This window comes from Erwinia persicina NBRC 102418, assembly GCF_001571305.1.
Taxonomy (GTDB): domain Bacteria; phylum Pseudomonadota; class Gammaproteobacteria; order Enterobacterales; family Enterobacteriaceae; genus Erwinia; species Erwinia persicina.
In genome coordinates, this window is record NZ_BCTN01000001.1 from 579941 (window position 1) to 597125 (window position 17185).

Genomic DNA, 17185 nt, shown 5'->3' on the forward strand with positions numbered 1-17185 from the left:
ATGGGGCCAGCAGACAGGTTTTTACTTAACCGCCGTACACGTCAAAATCGAAATATTTTTTGGCTAATTTATCGTAGGTGCCATCTTTACGCATTTCATCGAACGCTTTATCGATAGCGGCTTTCAGTTCAGGATTATCCTTGCTCATGCCCATACCGGTGCCCACACCGAAAATTTTCTCATCTTTTACTGCCGGGCCGGCGAAAGCATACTCTTTACCGGCGGGCTGCTTAAGGAAGCCTTCGCTGGCAGCCACTTCATCCTGGAAGGCGGCATCAATACGGCCTGCGGTCAGATCCTGATACACCAGGTCCTGGTTGGCATAAGGGGTGACCGTTACGCCTTTTGGACGCCAGTTTTCGTTAGCATAGGTTTCCTGGGTGGTGCCCTGCAGCAGACCAATGGTTTTGCCTTTCAGGGAGTCGAGGGTTGGCTGGATCTTAGAGCCTTTCGGCGCAATCAGACGGGAGTTTGCTGCATACAGTTTTTCAGAAAAGGCGATCTCCTGCTGACGTTTTTCAGTGATCGACAGGGAAGAAATGATGGCATCAATCTTCTTCGCTTTCAGCGATGGGATCAGCGCATCAAAATCGCTTTCCACAAATGTACACTTGGTCTCCATGCGTTTACAGATTTCGGTCGCCAGATCGATATCAAAACCGACCAGTTGACCCTGTGCATTTTTCATTTCGAACGGGGCGTAGGTCGGATCGGTACCAATACGCAGCGTTTTTGGACCCGCAGCAAATGCGCTGCCTGCAGCTGTGATGGACATTAACAGGGAGAGAGCCAGGACCTGCTTTTTCATAAACTATCCTCAGTTTCGAATATTATTTTTTATGTTCGTGATGTTTCTGCACAGTGACTTGCACAATACAATTAGCAGGTTCCGTGCCACATTTTGTGGCAAAGGGCTGTTTATATCGCAGGATGCCCCTGACACCGTGATGACGCAGTTTGCAGGGAAATTTATAGCAGATTTGTTAGCAGGCGGGGGGAACAATGTTTCATGTTGGTGCACAACTTGCACGAAAAGCGATTCAGCACCAACATTTGCACTTTAGTAGTGCGCCTTTCAGCGTGCTATGCACCTTGCCAGCGCGTGAAAAGATCCTCATCCAGCTCAATATCGAACTGATCCAGTACGCGATTTACTGTCTGGTCAACAATATCCATTACGTTTTGCGGACGGTGATAAAAAGCCGGTACCGGCGGCATAATGATGGCACCCAGTTCAGCAGCAGTGGTCATCATGCGTAAATGCCCCAGATGGAGTGGCGTTTCGCGCACGCACAGCACCAGACGGCGGCGCTCTTTAAGCACCACATCGGCGGCGCGCGTCAGCAGACCATCGCTGTAGCTGTGAACAATGCCGGACAGGGTCTTCATCGAACAGGGAAGAATGGCCATGCCGTCGGTTTTATAGGAACCCGACGAGATGCTGGCCGCAATATCGCGCGCATCATGAACCACATCGGCCAGCGCCTGCACCTGACGCAGGGAATAGTCACTCTCCAGCGCCAGCGTCTGACGCGCGGCCTGGCTCATTATCAGGTGCGTCTCTACACCGCTCACCTGCTGCAAGATTTGCAGCGTGCGGATGCCGTAAATCACCCCGCTGGCGCCAGAGATGCCAATAATGAGTCGCTTCATAGATAATCCTTAAAAAAAATGGGCCGGAATCGCTTCCGGCCCATCTTAGCCTAAATACCCTGAACAGTTCGAGTCAGATAACGTCAGCTGAACTGCGGATCCCCGGCAATACAAATCACGCAGTGACGGGGATGAACAGACGCAGCCAACGCCAGGCGCCTTCGAAGTATGACGGGCATTAGCCTTCGTTATGCATTTCCAGATTTTCAGTCTCGTTCTGACGCTGCATCGCTTTCGCATCGTCATTACGCAGTGACTGCAGATATTCAAGGTACTGCTGGTCTACGTCTTTCGTTACGTAGATACCATCGAACACCGAGCATTCAAACTGGGCAATATCCGGGTTCTCTTCCCGCACCGCTTCAATCAGGTCGCTCAGATCCTGGAAGATCAGCGCATCGGCACCAATCAGCTGGCGGATCTCTTCCACTTCGCGGCCGTGAGCGATCAGCTCAGTGGCGCTTGGCATATCAATGCCATAAACGTTCGGGAAGCGAATTTCCGGTGCCGCAGAGGCAAGGTAAACCTTCTTCGCGCCGGCTTCGCGCGCCATTTCGATAATCTGCTCAGAGGTGGTGCCGCGCACGATGGAGTCATCCACCAGCAGGACGTTTTTACCCCGGAACTCAGCACGGTTGGCGTTAAGCTTACGGCGGACCGCGCTGCGGCGCAGGTGCTGGCCCGGCATAATAAAGGTACGGCCCACGTAGCGGTTCTTCACAAAGCCCTGACGGTAAGGCTTATCAAGAATGCGCGCCATCTCCAGAGCGATATCACAGGACGTTTCCGGGATCGGGATCACCACATCGATATCCAGATCTTCCCACTCGCGGGCGATTTTGGCACCGAGCTTGGTGCCCATGCGCACGCGGGCGCTGTACACCGAAATCTTGTCGAGGAAGGAATCCGGACGCGCAAAGTACACATACTCAAACAGGCACGGGTTCCATTTTGGATTCTCCGCACACTGGCGGGTAGAGAGCTGGCCCTTCTCAGTCACGTACACGGCTTCGCCCGGTGCCACATCGCGCAGGAATTCAAAACCGAGTGTATCCAGCGCCACACTTTCGGAGGCCACCATATACTCGATGCGGCCGTCGGCCATGGCACGTTTGCCAATGACCAGCGGGCGAATACCGTTAGGATCGCGGAAGGCCACCAGGCCGTGGCCGATGATCATCGCGACGCAGGCGTAAGCACCGCGCACGCGCTGATGCACGGCGGCCACCGCAGAGAAGATGTTTTCAGCTTCCAGCGGGTCGTGCTGGAAGCGATCGATTTCCTGCGCAAAGATATTCAGCAGAATTTCGGAATCCGAAGTGGTATTAACATGACGACGTCCGGTTTCGAACAGCTCTTTGCGCAGTTCGTGGGCGTTGGTCAGGTTGCCGTTATGGGCAAGAGTAATACCGTAGGGGGAGTTCACGTAGAAAGGCTGGGCTTCAGAAGCGCTGGAGCTTCCTGCCGTTGGGTAACGCACGTGGCCGATACCCATGTTGCCCTGCATACGCTGCATGTGGCGGGCTTCAAATACATCGCTGACCAGGCCATTTGCTTTACGCAGACGGAAGCAATTCAATGCATCAATGGTAACGATGCCTGCGGCATCCTGCCCACGGTGCTGAAGCACCGTTAACGCGTCATAAATCGACTGGTTGACCGGTGCAAAACCGGCGATCCCGACAATACCGCACATAATGACATTTCCTCATAAGCCGCGACCCCGGTGCGATTACCGGGGCAAAAAACTCGACGTGCTTTTCAGGTAATCAAAAAACCACCTGATGATGCTACTGAACTGAGGGATTAGCTGGGACTGCTGCCAGTCCGGGCTTTTGGAAAAGCCGGTGAATGTGTCGAGGAAAAACAGCATGGCTGCCACAATCAGCACGCCGCGTAATGCCCCAAAACAGACGCCAAGGACTCTGTCGGTTCCCGACAGACCGGTTTTTTCAACCAGCGAGCCGATCACATAGTTAACAATGGCCCCGACAATCAGGGTGGCAATGAATAACACCGCAACGGCTATTCCATTTCGAACCAGTTCATCTTCAAATCCGGTGAACCAGACGGCAAGGAAAGAGTAGTAATGACTGGCGACAAAAAATGCGCAACCCCAGGTGACGAGAGAAAGAGCTTCCCGGACAAATCCTCGGATCAGGCTGACAAGAGCCGAAAAACCAATAACCGCAATAATGACGTAATCTATCCAGATCATGAACGCTTCCAGTGACCAAGCCCCTGTCACAGCCTGTATCCCCCTGTTGCACAGTGTCAGGGAGATGCTGCCTCAGTTCGGGGCGAATTCTAACAGAAAAAGAAAACGTTTGCGTAGGGTTTTCCTGGTACGGTTTAAATTAACAACGAGGTTAAAAAAAACCTACGCAGGGGCGGATTGCCGCTGCGAAATCCCCTGACGCAATACCTTGATTTGCCAGTCCCCTCACGCACAACGCCCGGAACAGCACAGTGTCGGCTCCGGGCGCGTGGGGGGTGGACTGTCTCAATAAGCACCCGGCGCCTGAGAAAACGGCGGGCCCAAACCCGTTAACGAACGGAGTAAGGTTTCACTACGCCGCCCAGTCCCGAAATGCCCTGCAACGTGCCAACAGCAGCCTGCATCTTCGCTTTTGATGCATCCGGCCCGACATAGATGCGGGTGATCTGCCCCTGAACCGGCGTGGCCGGAACGGTAAAGGCACGATAGCCTGACAGTCGAAGCTGCGCGACAATCTCATTCACTTTCGCGGCGTTCTTCAGCGCACCAAGCTGCACGACCCAGGCCTGCCCTGTCGGCGCGGTCTCCGTGGCGGCCGGCTTAGTCTGCGCCGGGGTTTCCACTTTTGGCGCAGGCGTTTCAACCGCTTTCGGTTTTTCCACCGGCTTCGGTTTCTCGACCGGTTTCTCCACGGGCTTCGGCTGCGGCTTTGGTTTTTCCACCACTTTCGGCGGCGGCTGCACCGTTTTCACCGGCGGTGGCGTCACAACCGTAGGCTGATTATGCGACTGCGGCGCAGTGGATCCACTGTCGGCCTGGGACGTGTTTTCCGCAGAGCCGCTGCCTGCGCTGATCGCGGCCCCTGCCCCTTCCGGTGGCTGCCCCGGCAGCGACTGCGTAACCGGCGGCACCAGATCGGTTTCCTGCTGGTCTTCCGGTTTCGGCACCAGCGGAATGGCAGCGAACTCCTCTTTATAATGTTTCTTCTTACCATCGAGCAAGCCGGGCAGCACAATTACGCCCAGCGCCACAATGATGATGGTTCCGACTAAACGGTTTTGAAACTTACTGGCCACTGCCGTTCTCCGTTTCCATCGTTTCCATAACCTGCGCTACGGTGTGGAAGGATCCACACACCAGCACGATATCCTGCTCTGACGCCTGTTGCCGCGCCTGTTGCCAGGCGTGCTCAACCGAGTCGAACGCCTGCGCACCGTTCAGATGCGCCATCAGCTGCGCCGCTGTCGCGCCGCGCGGGCCGTCCAGCGGCGCGCAGTACCAGTAATCCACCTGCGGACTGAGGCAGGCCAGCGTACCGGCAATATCCTTATCATGCAGCATACCCACGACGGCATGCACCTTGCCGCTGCGCGGCACTTCTGCCAGGCGACCGGCCAGGTAGCCTGCCGCATGGGGATTATGCGCCACATCAAGGATCACGCGCGGTGATTCAGCCACCGTCTGGAAGCGACCGGGCAGCATCGCCTGATGCAGTGAACGACGGATCACCGCCTCCTCTACGTTCAGCGGTGAGGCGCGCAGGGCAGCCAGTGCCGTCGCGGCATTAGGTAACGGCACCTGCGGCAGCGGCAGTCCCTCTATGCAGCCTTGAGCATCGCGGAAAGACCAGCTTTCAGCGGTGATGCTACAGAACCAGTGGCGATCGCGCTGTAGCAGCCGTGCGCCTTTCTCTGCAGCAACTGCTGAAATCGTCAGCGGCATATCCGGCTCGCCCACCACGGCAGGTTTATTCGCACGGAAAATCCCGGCTTTTTCACGGCCGATGCTGTCGCGATCCGGCCCGAGCCAGTCGGTGTGATCCAGCGCGATACTGGTCACGACGGCGACATCGGCATCCACTATATTGGTGGCATCCAGACGCCCGCCGAGCCCCACTTCCAGGATCACCACGTCAAGCGCCGCCTGCCTGAACAGCCACAGCGCTGACAGCGTGCCGTATTCGAAGTAAGTCAGCGAGGTCGCACCGCGCCCGGCTTCAATGGCGGCAAAGGAGGCCGTATGCGCTGATTCTGCCAGTTCTTCACCCTGGATACGCACCCGTTCGGTGTAGCGAACCAGATGCGGTGAACTGTAAACGCCCACGCGATAACCGGCCGCCATCAGCACGGTTTCAAGGGTTCGGCAGGTCGTGCCTTTACCGTTAGTTCCGGCTACGGTGAACACCACGGGGGCGGGTTTCAGCAGGTCGAGAGATGTGGCAACGTGGCGGATGCGATCCAGCCCGAGTTCGATAGCCTGAGTGTGCAAATGCTCAAGATAATAAAGCCACGTGGCAAGAGGCGACGTGGCGTGAGGAAGATTATCCATGTGTCCCGTTCACAGCGTTACGGTTCATTGGTAAAAGGGGCACGGGGCCCCTTTCTCATCATCGGTCAGGCTTCGTGGCTCTGAGGCGCGGCGTCATCCGCTACGTCTTTGACTTCATCTTCCTGCGGGGCAGGCAGATTCATCATTTTCGCCAGCACGCTGGCCAACTTGAAGCGCATCACCGGGCGGCGAACGATCATATCGATCGCCCCTTTTTCAATCAGGAACTCACTGCGCTGGAAGCCCGGCGGCAGTTTCTCGCGTACGGTCTGCTCAATGACGCGAGGGCCGGCAAAACCGATCAGCGCTTTAGGTTCAGCAATGTTCAGATCGCCCAGCATCGCAAAGCTGGCAGACACCCCGCCCATGGTCGGATCAGTCAGGACGGAGATGTACGGCAGACCGCGGGCCTGCATCTTCGCCAGGGCCGCACTGGTTTTTGCCATCTGCATCAGCGACATCAGCGCTTCCTGCATACGGGCACCGCCAGAGGCTGAGAAACAGATCATCGGACAGTTATCTTCCAGCGCCTGTTCTACCGCACGCACAAAGCGCGCGCCTACCACGGAACCCATTGAGCCACCCATAAAGGAGAACTCAAACGCGGCAGCCACCACCGGCATCCCGTGCAGGGTGCCTTTCATCACGATCAGCGCGTCGGTTTCGTTGGTCTCTTTCTGAGCCGCGACCAGACGATCTTTATATTTTTTTGAATCCCGGAACTTGAGCACATCTTTTGGTTCCAGTTCGCTGCCCAGCTCAACCAGTGAGCCTTCGTCCAGCACGCTGTGCAGACGGTCGCGACCGTGCATACGCATATGGTGGTCGCACTTCGGGCAGACTTCCAGATTACGTTCCAGCTCGGCGCGGTAGAGAACCTGCCCGCAGCTATCACATTTCGTCCAGACCCCTTCAGGAATGCTTGCTTTGCGCGAGGGGGTAATCGTGCTCTTATTGAGAATTCGTTCAATCCAGCTCATTGATGACCTTTCTGTTTGAACCTGGCGCCCCAGCTGGGGGGGCCAGTTTTTCTTTTCTACGCTGCCGCCTGATGCAGTAGCGCAAACCATAATTTATCGCTCATTAAACCATAACCGCCCGTCACTGTGGATAAAAATCTGGTCGGAGGGGGCCGGGCTGAGGATTTATTTATTTACTGTTTCTGCTGGCGCGCCGCACGGCGATGTCGCACCACTTCAATCACCCCTGGCATCACAGAGAGCAGGATAATCGCGACAATCAATAGCTTAAGGTTTTCCTGTACCACCGGGAAATTCCCAAACAGGTAGCCGGCATAGGTGAACAGCAGCACCCACAGCACACCGCCTGTGACATTGTAAAAGGCAAAATGACGATAGGACATCTTACCCATTCCCGCCACAAACGGCGCGAACGTCCGCACAATCGGCACGAAACGCGCCAGAATAATCGTTTTGCCACCGTGCCGCGCGTAAAACGCATGGGTTTTATCCAGATAGCTGCGACGGAAAATTTTCGAATCGGGGTTGCTGAACAGCTTATCACCAAACAGCCGCCCGATCGTATAGTTCACCGCATCGCCTAGGATGGCCGCCACCACCATCAGAGCCACCATGGTGTGCACGTTCAGATCGTTCCCCGGCAGTGCCGCCAGCGCACCCGCCACAAACAGCAGAGAATCCCCCGGCAGGAACGGTGTCACCACCAGACCGGTTTCGCAGAACAGGATCAAAAACAGAATGGCATAGACCCAGATACCGTACTGGGCCACCAGCTCCGCGAGGTGGACGTCGATATGCAAAATGAAGTCGACAACAAAACGAATCAATTCCATACGGGCTTCCTATGATACTCCAGGCCAGGGTTAATCCCCGAGGAACAGCGGTCCCATCGGTGGACGAGGTAACTCATAACGAGCGGGATAGTCGACGGCCACCAGATAAAGACCTTCTGCACGCCCGGTTGCCGCCGCCAGCTTGCGGTCTTTTGCCGCCAGCAGCTCTGCGATCCAGCCTTCCGGCTGATTCCCACAGCCCACTTCCATCAGACTGCCAACGATATTGCGCACCATATGATGAACAAATGCGTTCGCTTTAATGTCCACCACCACGTAAGCACCGTGGCGGGTGACATTAACATGCATCACGTTGCGCATCGGCGTCCGCGACTGACACTGCACGGCGCGAAACGAAGTAAAATCGTTCTCACCCAGCAGGCACTGTGCGGCACGCTGCATTCTGTCCACATCCAGCGGATGATAAAAATGGGTGACGCCACCGGCCAGGATCGCCGGGCGCAGCCGCTGGTTATAAATCACATAACGATAGCGGCGTGCCGTCGCGCTGAAGCGGGCGTGGAAATCATCCGGCACCGCTTTCACCCAGCGCACGGCGATGTCGCCGGGCAGGTTGGTATTGACACCCATCGTCCAGGCGGCGTCCTTACGCTGCGAAGTGGTTTCAAAATGCACCACCTGCCCCGTACCGTGAACGCCGGCATCAGTCCGCCCGGCGCAGAGCACTTCTACCGGATGGTTAGCCACTTTCGTCAGCGCCCTTTCCAGCTTTTCCTGCACGCTGCGGACTTCCTGCTGCCGCTGCCAGCCGTAATAACGGCTCCCGTCATATTCAATGCCCAGCGCCAGTTTCATGGTCGGCTGTGGCACGGCGATGTCGGACATCAGTAGAAATACTCCTGCACCAGCTTCTCAGCGGTTTTGACCGCCATCAGTGCGCCACCAAAGCGAACGTTATCGGCCACTGACCAGAACTGTAACAGCTCAGGAATGCCGTAATCGTTGCGCACGCTACCGATGCTGAGATGCGAACTGCCGGAGGCATCCCCTACCTGCGTCGGGAAGTCATCTTCTGCCGTCAGGTTGATGTCATCCACCTGACCCAGCGCATCACGCGCTTCTTCAGCGGAGAGCGGGCGCAGGTTTTCAATATAAACAATCTGCGCATTACCGTAGAACACCGGGGCCTGAATGGTGCTGACCGCAATCGGCAACCCTTCGTCCTGCAGTACTTTACGGACCTGCTCTACCAGCAGGCGCTCCTGCGCCACGCTGCCCTCTTTATCTGCCAGCAGCGGCAGGACGTTGAAAGCCAGCTGACGGCCAAAGTAGCCTTCTTCAGCGGGCAGGCCGTTCAGCAGTCGGGCACTCTCACCCGCCAGCGAATCCACCGCCGCTTTCCCATGGGAGGAAGCCGCCAGCAGGTTGGTGACCTGCAAACGTCCCAGACCCGCCTGGTCGATCAACGGTTTGATCGCGCACAGCAGCTGGCTGGTCAGGGCATCGGCCACGCTGATAATGTTGCGGTTGCGGTAATCCGCCAGCACCTGCGGGTTCACCTCCGGTACCACCAGCGGCACATCCGGCTCCAGCGCGAACAGATCGCTACTGTCAATGACCAGACAGCCTGAGTTGGCCGCCTCATCCGCATAGCGCGCCGAGGCTTCGCGGCCCGCGACAAAGAACGCCAGCTGAACCTGTGACCAGTCAAATTCGCTGGCATCGGTCACGCGAACCGACTTACCTTCATAGCGCAGGACTTCGCCTGCACTGCGTTCGCTTGACAGCGCATACAGCTCACCAACCGGGAACTGGCGTTCCGCCAGCAATTCCAGTAAAGCTCCCCCTACTGCGCCTGTCGCACCTAAGATTGCGATATTCCAGCCGTCAGACATGTTGGTTTACTCCAGACAATGACACAAAAATAGAAGGCGGTCGCATAACCGCCTGAAAATTAGGAAAATACTTAAAGGCCGGTGGCGTTAAAACCCAGCCTGTTCAGCAGCGCGGCGGTGTCGGCATTATCACACTCAACCCGCAGCGAAGACCATTCGCGCCGCTCCTGATAATGCTTGCGCAGCCGGTCAAACTCACCCGGGATTGCCGCCACATGGCGCAGCGGCGCATCATCGCGGCGCACATCATACACCAGATGCACCAGACGTTTCAGCGTTGCCTGATCCAGTTCACCGCGCAGCGTGATACGGCCGAATTCCGGGGCGGGCAGCAGCGTCTCCAGCGCCACCTGCTGTGGCTGACCGATGAACTGTGTCCAGGCTTCAAACACCTGCGTGGTGCCGCGTGCTTTTCCTTCCAGGGTGTAGCCGGCGATGTGGGCGGTGGCGATATCGACCTTCTCCAGCAGCGGCAGCGACAGGTCCGGCTCCGGCTCCCAGACGTCCAGCACCACGCTGAGATCGTTACGCTGACCCAGCACCGCCAGCAGTGCGGCATTATCAACTACCGCACCACGGCAGGCGTTGATCAGAATGGTGCCCGGTTTGAGGCCCCGCAGCAGCGCCTCATCGGCCATATGCCACGTCTGATAAGGCCCCTGTTTAAACAGCGGGGTGTGGAAAGTGAGAATATCCGCTTCTGCGACCAGCTCCGCCAGCGGCAGGAAAGCCCCCGCATCACCACGGTCGGCACGCGGCGGATCGCAGAGCAGCGTGCGGATCCCAAGAGCCTCCAGCCGCGCCTGCAGGCGGCTGCCGACGTTGCCGACGCCGACAATGCCGACCGTACGATCGGTTAACTGGAAACCATCACGTTCGGCCAGCAGCAGCAGCGAGGAGAACACATACTCGACAACGGCAATGGCATTACAGCCGGGGGCCGCCGAAAAGGCGATACCCTGCTGGTTCAGCCAGGTCTCGTCAATATGATCCGTCCCTGCCGTGGCGGTACCGACAAATTTCACCGGCTTGCCGTTAAGCAGCTCCGCATTCACTTTGGTGACCGAGCGCACCATCAGTCCGTCAGCATCGTCCAGGGCAGCCTGGGGGATCGGACGCCCCGGCACGGCCACGACGTCGCCGGTGCGGCTGAACAGTTCACGGGCGTAGGGCATATTTTCATCAACGAGGATTTTCACAGTCGGTTTCCAGTCGGTTCGGTGAGGGGGAGTATTCTGCCACAAAGCGACGGACAGGGGCATCCTTAGCGCACGGAAGGAACCGGTGTGAAGGCAATCCCGACCTGCAGACCGCCGAGGGTGGGACTCTGTGACAGCCGGGCCTGGCTGCCGTGCCAGCGGGCAATATCTTTCACCAGGGCCAGCCCCAGCCCGGTCCCCGCCACCTGGCTGCCGTGCTCCAGCCGGTAAAAGGGTTGCAGCACCTGCTGGCGCTCCGACTCCGCAATCCCCGGCCCGCTGTCCTCAACATACAGCACGCCCTGAATAACGCTGGCGGTGATTATGCCGCCTTCCGGCGTATATTTAATGGCGTTATCCAGCAGGTTAGCGCAGAGCTCCGTCAGTAACAGCACATCCCCGCGTACCAGGCAGTGCTCATCGCCTTCGTAGCCAAGATCAATCTGCCTGCTGCGCGCCTGCGGATAGCGCAGCAGGCAGGCTTCGCGCACCAGCTCCGCCAGGTCGAGGGTTGTCATCGGCTGATGCTGCTGCATCGCTTTGATGCGCGACAGCTGCAGTAACCGGTCGGTGAGCATAATCGTATCGTCCAGGGTGTCGCGCATCCCCTGTAAACTTTCCTGCCAGAGGGCGGGGTTCTGGCTGTTCAGCGCAACGCTGACCTGGGTTTTCAGGATCGTCAGCGGCGTTCTTAACTGGTGCGAGGCGTCGGCGCTGAAACGCTGTTGTCGCGCCACCATCGCCCGCAGTCGCTCGATATAGCGGTTGACCGCCACCATCAGCGGCTGGATCTCCGACCAGGGCAGCACCGCCGGCAGGGGCGTCAGATCGCCCGGATCGCGGAGCAGCATGACTCCGGAAAGACGACGCAGCGGGCGAAGAACCTTATGCAGTACCCAACTCGCCAGTAGCAGCGTGATAAGCACCAGCGCCCCCTGACTTAAAATGGCGTTATACAGCAGTCCGCCGGCGAAGTCCCGACGCGACGTCAGTGTTTCCGCCACCAGCACCTGCGCCATTCCCTGCACATTCTCTTCATTCACCGGCTGCCACAGGGCAGCGACCCGGATAGGCAGCCCGTTATAATCGGCGTAATAAAAATGAACCAGCGCCGGGTAATGACGTGACAACGGGGTATTTTTTGGCAAGGGGGGCAGATCGTCATAGCCGGACAGGGTTTTGCCTTCGGGTGAGATCACCTGATAGTACAGCTGGTCGTTCATATTGCGCTCAAAACTGTCGAGCACCACCCAGGGCACATCCACTTCAAGATGCCCCTGATGCACGCGGATACGCTCGGCCACAGTGCGGGCCGATGCCAGCAGCGAGCGATCATAAGCCTGATTGGCCGCCTGTAATGCGCTGGCGTAATGAGTATAAACCGACAGTGCCCAGAGGGTGAGCAGAGGCAGGCCCAGCCAGAGCAGCAGATGTGCGCGCAGGGAGGCCAGTTTCATAGATGATGCTCAAGGCTGTATCCCAGCCCGCGCAGCGTCACAATCGAGACATTACTGCCCGACAGCTTTTTCCGCACGCGGTGAACGTAAAGCTCAATACTCTCCAGGCTGGCCTCATCCGCCAGGGTAAAGGTCTGCTCGTAAAGCTGCTGGCGCGATACCGGCCTGCCGCGTCGCTGCATCAGCGTGATCAGTACGCTGCTTTCACGCGGCGTCAGCGCCAGCGGCCGGTGCTGCAGTTCAAAATACCCTTCATTGTGGAACACCAGTTCCCCGAAGGTCTGTGCCTCCCTGACCTGCCCCTGGCTACGGCGCAGCAGCGCGCGGATGCGCGCCTCCAGCTCCTCCAGTTCAAACGGTTTACTCAGATAATCATCCGCCCCCTGATTCAGCCCGCGTACCCGATCCGTCAGCTCATTGCGCGCCGTCAGCAGCAGGACGGGCATGGTCTGCCCACGCTTGCGCAGGCGGCCCAGCAGCTCCAGTCCGTTCAGCCGTGGCAGCGAAATATCTAACAGCACCAGTTCATAGTGCTCGGTTTGCAGCAGATGATCGGCGGCGACACCATCCGCCATCCAGTCAACCGCAAAGCCTGCCTGGGTCAGTGCCTTCTGCAGCCAGCACGCCAGTTCCGCCGTATCTTCCACCAGTAAGAGACGCATATCACACCCTGTTATCTTTTTCCGTTGGCTGAAAGGTAAATGAAAGGTTACTAAGTTAACAATTTTACAACCCCATTTTTTGGGAAGGCTCACAAACTGAATGATAAGAAGGGAGCAGTGATGAAAATAATGATCCGCACCACTTTAGCCAGCGCCCTGCTGCTGCTGACCACCCCGACCGTCTTTGCCGCTGAGGCCCCTTCCCGCACGGAGTGCATTGCCCCGGCCAAACCCGGCGGCGGTTTCGATCTGACCTGCAAACTGTTGCAGGTCACACTGCAGGAAACCCAGCAGATTAAGACGCCGATGCGCGTCACCTACATGCCCGGCGGCGTCGGTGCTGTGGCCTATAACGCCATTGTCGCGCAGCGTCCGGCCGAACCCGGCACGGTGGTAGCGTTCTCCGGTGGCTCGCTGCTGAATCTGTCCCAGGGGAAATTTGGCCGTTATTCCGTGGACGACGTGAAGTGGCTCGCGGCAGTAGGCACGGACTACGGCATGGTGGCGGTACGCAGTGATTCACCGTACAAAAACCTTGGGGATCTGCTGAAAGCCATGAAGGACGATCCGAATAAAGTGGTGATCGGTGCCGGAGCGTCTATCGGTAGCCAGGACTGGATGAAAACCGCCCTGCTGGCCCGCGATGCCGGTATTGATCCACGTAAGATGCGCTATGTCGCCTTTGAAGGTGGCGGCGAACCGGTCACCGCACTGTTAGGCAACCATATCCAGGTGGTCTCAGGGGATATCAGTGAAATGGTGCCCCATTTGCAGGCGGGTAAACTGCGCGTGCTGGCGGTGATGTCCGATAAACGCCTGCCGGGCGTGCTGGCCGACGTGCCCACCGCCAAAGAGCAGGGAGTGGATGTGGTCTGGCCGATCATTCGCGGCTTCTATCTCGGGCCGAAAGTGACCGATGCCGAATATCAGTGGTGGGAAGACGCCTTCAGAAAAATGTCCCAGACCGACGAATTTAAACATCAGCGCGACCTGCGGGGCCTGTTTGAATTCAATCTGTTCGGTAAAGAGCTGGACAGTTACGTGAAGCAGCAGGTGGCTGACTATCGCGAGAAGGCCAAATCCTTCGGCCTGGCGAAATAAAGGAGGCGACCATGAGCGATCGAATTTTTGCCAGCGTCTGGCTGCTGCTGTGTATTGGCGGCCTGGTGATCGCCTGGGGCATCCAGAGCGAATACAGCTATGAGCCCGTGGGGCCGCGCCCTTTCCCGATGATTATTCTCGGGCTGATGGCACTGTGTGCTTTTTGTCTTCTTCTGCGTAAACCCGACGCCATCCACTGGCCTGCCCGGGGAACCCTGCAGCGCCTGCTGCTGCTGATGGTCAGCCTCGGACTGTATGGGGCGCTGTTTGAAAGCCTCGGATTCCCGCTGTCAACGACGTTACTGACCTTTGCCATCGGGCTGCTGTTTGGTGCCAGCTGGTGGGCAGCCGCGTTATCGGGCGTGGTGATGGGTATCACGCTGTTCTACGCCTTCGATCGCCTGCTTGAAGTGACCTTACCGCTCGGCATCTGGTTGAGCTAACGGAGAATAATATGGATACCTGGTCCTTTCTGATGCAGGGATTTGCCGTCGCCATGACGCCGGAAAACCTGCTGATCGCCTTAATCGGCTGCTTTATCGGTACCATCGTCGGCCTGCTGCCCGGGCTGGGCCCGATCAACGGCGTGGCCATTCTGATGCCGCTGGCCTTTGCCCTGCACCTGCCGGCGGAATCTGCGCTGATCCTGCTGGCGACCGTTTACATTGGCTGCGAGTACGGCGGACGCATCTCCTCAATCCTGCTCAACGTACCGGGGGATGCCGGAGCCATCATGACAGCGTTAGACGGGTATCCGATGGCGCAGCAGGGACGGGCCGGCGTGGCCCTGTCCATCTCGGCGGTCAGCTCTTTTATCGGTTCAACCATTGCCATTGTCGGGATCATTCTGTTCGCGCCGATCCTCGCCAACTGGTCGCTGGCCTTTGGTCCGGCGGAGTACTTTGCGCTGATGGTGTTCGCCATAGCCTGCCTTGGCAGCATGATGAGCCAGAACCCTCTGAAATCCTTCCTCTCTGCGCTGATTGGCCTGAGCATGGCCACGGTCGGTGTTGATGCCAATACCGGGGTGTACCGTTTCACCTTTGACAGCGTACATCTCTCTGACGGCATTCAGTTCGTGGTGGTGGTCATTGGCCTGTTCTCGGTCAGTGAAATCCTGCTGATGCTGGAGTCGACCAGCGGTGGGCAGAAAGTGGTGCGTGCCAGCGGCCGGATGCTGTTCAATATGAAAGAAGCCGCACAGTGTACAGGCGCCACCCTGCGCTCTTCGCTGATCGGCTTCTTTGTGGGTGTACTGCCGGGTGCCGGTGCAACCATCGCCAGCGCCATCGCCTATATGAGTGAGAAAAAGATCGCTGGCGGGGAGACCTTCGGTAAAGGCGATATTCGCGGCGTGGCCGCGCCGGAAGCCGCGAATAACGCGTCGGCCTGCGGCTCCTTTATTCCGATGCTGACGCTCGGTATTCCGGGGTCGGGCACCACGGCGGTTATGGTCGGCGCGCTGACGCTGTATAACATTACCCCCGGCCCGGCCATGTTTACCGAACAACCGGATATCGTCTGGGGGCTGATTGCCGCACTGCTGATCGGCAACGTGATGCTGCTGATTATGAACATCCCGATGATCAATATCTTTGCCCGCATGCTGACCATCCCGCTGTGGTTCCTGGTCCCGGCCATTGCCGCGATCTCGGCGGTGGGCGTGTATGCCGTCCACAGCACCACCTTTGATCTGCTGCTGATGGTGGGACTGGGGATATTCGGCTATATCCTGCGTAAGATGGATTTCCCGATGTCGCCGCTGATCCTGGGTTTCGTGCTCGGGGGGATGCTGGAGCAGAACCTCCGTCGGGCGCTGTCCATCAGTAATGGCAATCTGCCGATCCTCTGGGAAAGCCTGATCTGTAAGCTGCTGCTGGTACTGGCCGTCGGCGTTCTGGTCGTGCCACCCATCTGGAAACGCTGGCGGCGTCAGCGCCTGCAGGCGCGCAGCGATCTTTCATAACCGGGTGAAACCGCACAGGGCGGCCCTTCAGGGGCCGCCCTTTTTTCTGGTCATCCCGCGCTGCGGTGACGGTAGCGCTCCGGCGTGGTGCCCGACTGCTGCTGAAACATCACAATCAGCGCTGAAGCCGAACTGTAGCCCAGATCCAGCGCCACCTCCTGTACGCTTTTTCCCTGCTCCAGCAGAGAAATGGCATGCAGAAACCGCAGACGCTGCCGCCACTCGCTGAACGACATCCCCAGCTGCGACTGACAGCGCCGGGACAGCGTACGCTCGGTGGTATAGACGCGTTTTGCCCACTGCGCCAGCGTGGTGTTATCCCCCGGGTTCTGTTCCAGCGCCAGCAGCACCGGCGACAGCATCTTATCCGGCGTGGAGGGCAGATAGCTTTGCTGGCTTTCCGCCGTGCGTAACTGGTCGAGCAGCACCTCACACAGACGCTGATCCTGCTCTGTCTTCGGTACTCCCAGCTCCCGCCGGGCACACTCTTCGATAATCGCATGAACCACCGGGCTGACGCGCAGCAGGCAGGCGCGGTCAGGTAATCCGTCACAGGCTTCTGCCGCAATATTCAGCGTGCGAAAGTGTGCCTGTTTATGGTTGTAGCTGGCGTGCTGCTGGCCCGGCGGCACCCAGATAGGCAGATTCGGTGGGGTCAGCAGACGTTCTCCTTCCACCTGCATCTCCAGCACATTACATTTGACAAAGATCACCTGCCCCCAGCGGTGCTGGTGAGGAAGGTACTCCGTGCGGGCATTGGCCTGCTCGTAGCGAAAGAAAAGCCTGAGCTGTTCTGCATCCGCCGGGGCGCTATAAGTGAGTTGCTGGATCATCTTGTCCGGTTCCATGGTACTTTTGTCTTATTATCGTTATCTGTATTAAATGCGACAAGCTTACACTGCTCCGCTGTCGTACAGATGAAGAGAAGAGTG

Annotated in this window: 17 protein-coding genes; 3 read left to right on the forward strand and 14 right to left on the reverse strand. The window is 57.9% G+C overall.

The window, feature by feature from the left end:
• Positions 1-25: 25 nt before the first annotated feature.
• The 13 genes from argT to tctD form a co-directional block, all read right to left on the reverse strand.
• A complete protein-coding gene (gene argT / locus EPE01S_RS02465) occupies positions 26-808 on the reverse strand; it encodes a lysine/arginine/ornithine ABC transporter substrate-binding protein ArgT (RefSeq protein ID WP_062742972.1) in 783 nt (260 codons plus the stop codon).
• A gap of 275 nt (positions 809-1083) precedes the next feature.
• Positions 1084-1653, reverse strand: coding sequence for a UbiX family flavin prenyltransferase (locus tag EPE01S_RS02470; protein WP_062742973.1), 570 nt, complete (start codon positions 1651-1653; stop codon positions 1084-1086).
• Positions 1654-1831: 178 nt separating this feature from the next.
• Complete coding sequence (gene purF, locus EPE01S_RS02475; RefSeq protein ID WP_062742974.1) at positions 1832-3349, reverse strand: amidophosphoribosyltransferase; 1518 nt, start codon at positions 3347-3349, stop codon at positions 1832-1834.
• Positions 3350-3385: 36 nt separating this feature from the next.
• Entirely contained in the window at positions 3386-3871 is a 486-nt protein-coding gene (cvpA, locus tag EPE01S_RS02480) for a colicin V production protein (protein ID WP_062742975.1), read from the reverse strand.
• A 329-nt stretch (positions 3872-4200) separates the two neighbouring features.
• A complete protein-coding gene (gene dedD / locus EPE01S_RS02485; RefSeq protein WP_062742976.1) occupies positions 4201-4947 on the reverse strand; it encodes a cell division protein DedD in 747 nt (248 codons plus the stop codon).
• On the reverse strand, positions 4937-6199 hold the full coding sequence (gene folC / locus EPE01S_RS02490) for a bifunctional tetrahydrofolate synthase/dihydrofolate synthase (RefSeq protein ID WP_062742977.1): 1263 nt from the start codon (positions 6197-6199) through the stop codon (positions 4937-4939). The genes dedD and folC overlap by 11 nt, the downstream gene beginning before the upstream one ends.
• Positions 6200-6264: 65 nt before the next feature.
• The gene (gene accD / locus EPE01S_RS02495) at positions 6265-7179 is read right to left on the reverse strand and encodes an acetyl-CoA carboxylase, carboxyltransferase subunit beta (protein ID WP_062742978.1); all 915 of its coding nucleotides are present in this window, start codon (positions 7177-7179) and stop codon (positions 6265-6267) included.
• A gap of 173 nt (positions 7180-7352) precedes the next feature.
• Positions 7353-8012 carry a DedA family protein gene (locus EPE01S_RS02500; RefSeq protein ID WP_062742979.1) on the reverse strand — a complete coding sequence of 220 codons (660 nt, stop codon included), beginning with the start codon at positions 8010-8012 and terminating at the stop codon, positions 7353-7355.
• A gap of 30 nt (positions 8013-8042) precedes the next feature.
• Positions 8043-8858, reverse strand: a complete 816-nt coding sequence (gene truA, locus EPE01S_RS02505) for a tRNA pseudouridine(38-40) synthase TruA (RefSeq protein ID WP_062742980.1) — start codon at positions 8856-8858, stop codon at positions 8043-8045.
• Positions 8858-9868: an aspartate-semialdehyde dehydrogenase gene (locus EPE01S_RS02510; protein WP_062742981.1), complete on the reverse strand. Its 1011-nt coding sequence runs from the start codon at positions 9866-9868 to the stop codon at positions 8858-8860. Before EPE01S_RS02510 ends, truA begins: the two co-directional genes overlap by 1 nt.
• 71 nt (positions 9869-9939) lie before the next feature.
• The gene (gene pdxB / locus EPE01S_RS02515) at positions 9940-11067 is read right to left on the reverse strand and encodes a 4-phosphoerythronate dehydrogenase PdxB (protein WP_062742982.1); all 1128 of its coding nucleotides are present in this window, start codon (positions 11065-11067) and stop codon (positions 9940-9942) included.
• Positions 11068-11132: 65 nt separating this feature from the next.
• Positions 11133-12524: a sensor histidine kinase gene (locus EPE01S_RS02520; protein ID WP_062742983.1), complete on the reverse strand. Its 1392-nt coding sequence runs from the start codon at positions 12522-12524 to the stop codon at positions 11133-11135.
• Positions 12521-13186 carry a transcriptional regulator TctD gene (tctD, locus tag EPE01S_RS02525; protein ID WP_062742984.1) on the reverse strand — a complete coding sequence of 222 codons (666 nt, stop codon included), beginning with the start codon at positions 13184-13186 and terminating at the stop codon, positions 12521-12523. The genes EPE01S_RS02520 and tctD overlap by 4 nt, the downstream gene beginning before the upstream one ends.
• 120 nt (positions 13187-13306) lie before the next feature.
• Between tctD and EPE01S_RS02530 the strand changes: the two genes are divergently transcribed.
• The 3 genes from EPE01S_RS02530 to EPE01S_RS02540 are packed head-to-tail and all read left to right on the forward strand — an operon-like array spanning position 13307 to position 16253.
• Positions 13307-14287 (forward strand): Bug family tripartite tricarboxylate transporter substrate binding protein, encoded by a 981-nt coding sequence (locus EPE01S_RS02530; protein WP_062742985.1) that lies wholly within the window; start codon positions 13307-13309, stop codon positions 14285-14287.
• A gap of 11 nt (positions 14288-14298) precedes the next feature.
• Positions 14299-14730 (forward strand): tripartite tricarboxylate transporter TctB family protein, encoded by a 432-nt coding sequence (locus EPE01S_RS02535; RefSeq protein ID WP_062742986.1) that lies wholly within the window; start codon positions 14299-14301, stop codon positions 14728-14730.
• Positions 14731-14741: 11 nt separating this feature from the next.
• Positions 14742-16253 (forward strand): tripartite tricarboxylate transporter permease, encoded by a 1512-nt coding sequence (locus EPE01S_RS02540; protein ID WP_062742987.1) that lies wholly within the window; start codon positions 14742-14744, stop codon positions 16251-16253.
• Between the two features lie 50 nt (positions 16254-16303).
• On the opposite strand, the gene EPE01S_RS02545 is transcribed toward EPE01S_RS02540, so the two are convergent.
• Positions 16304-17086: an AraC family transcriptional regulator gene (locus EPE01S_RS02545; RefSeq protein WP_062742988.1), complete on the reverse strand. Its 783-nt coding sequence runs from the start codon at positions 17084-17086 to the stop codon at positions 16304-16306.
• Positions 17087-17185: the final 99 nt, after the last annotated feature.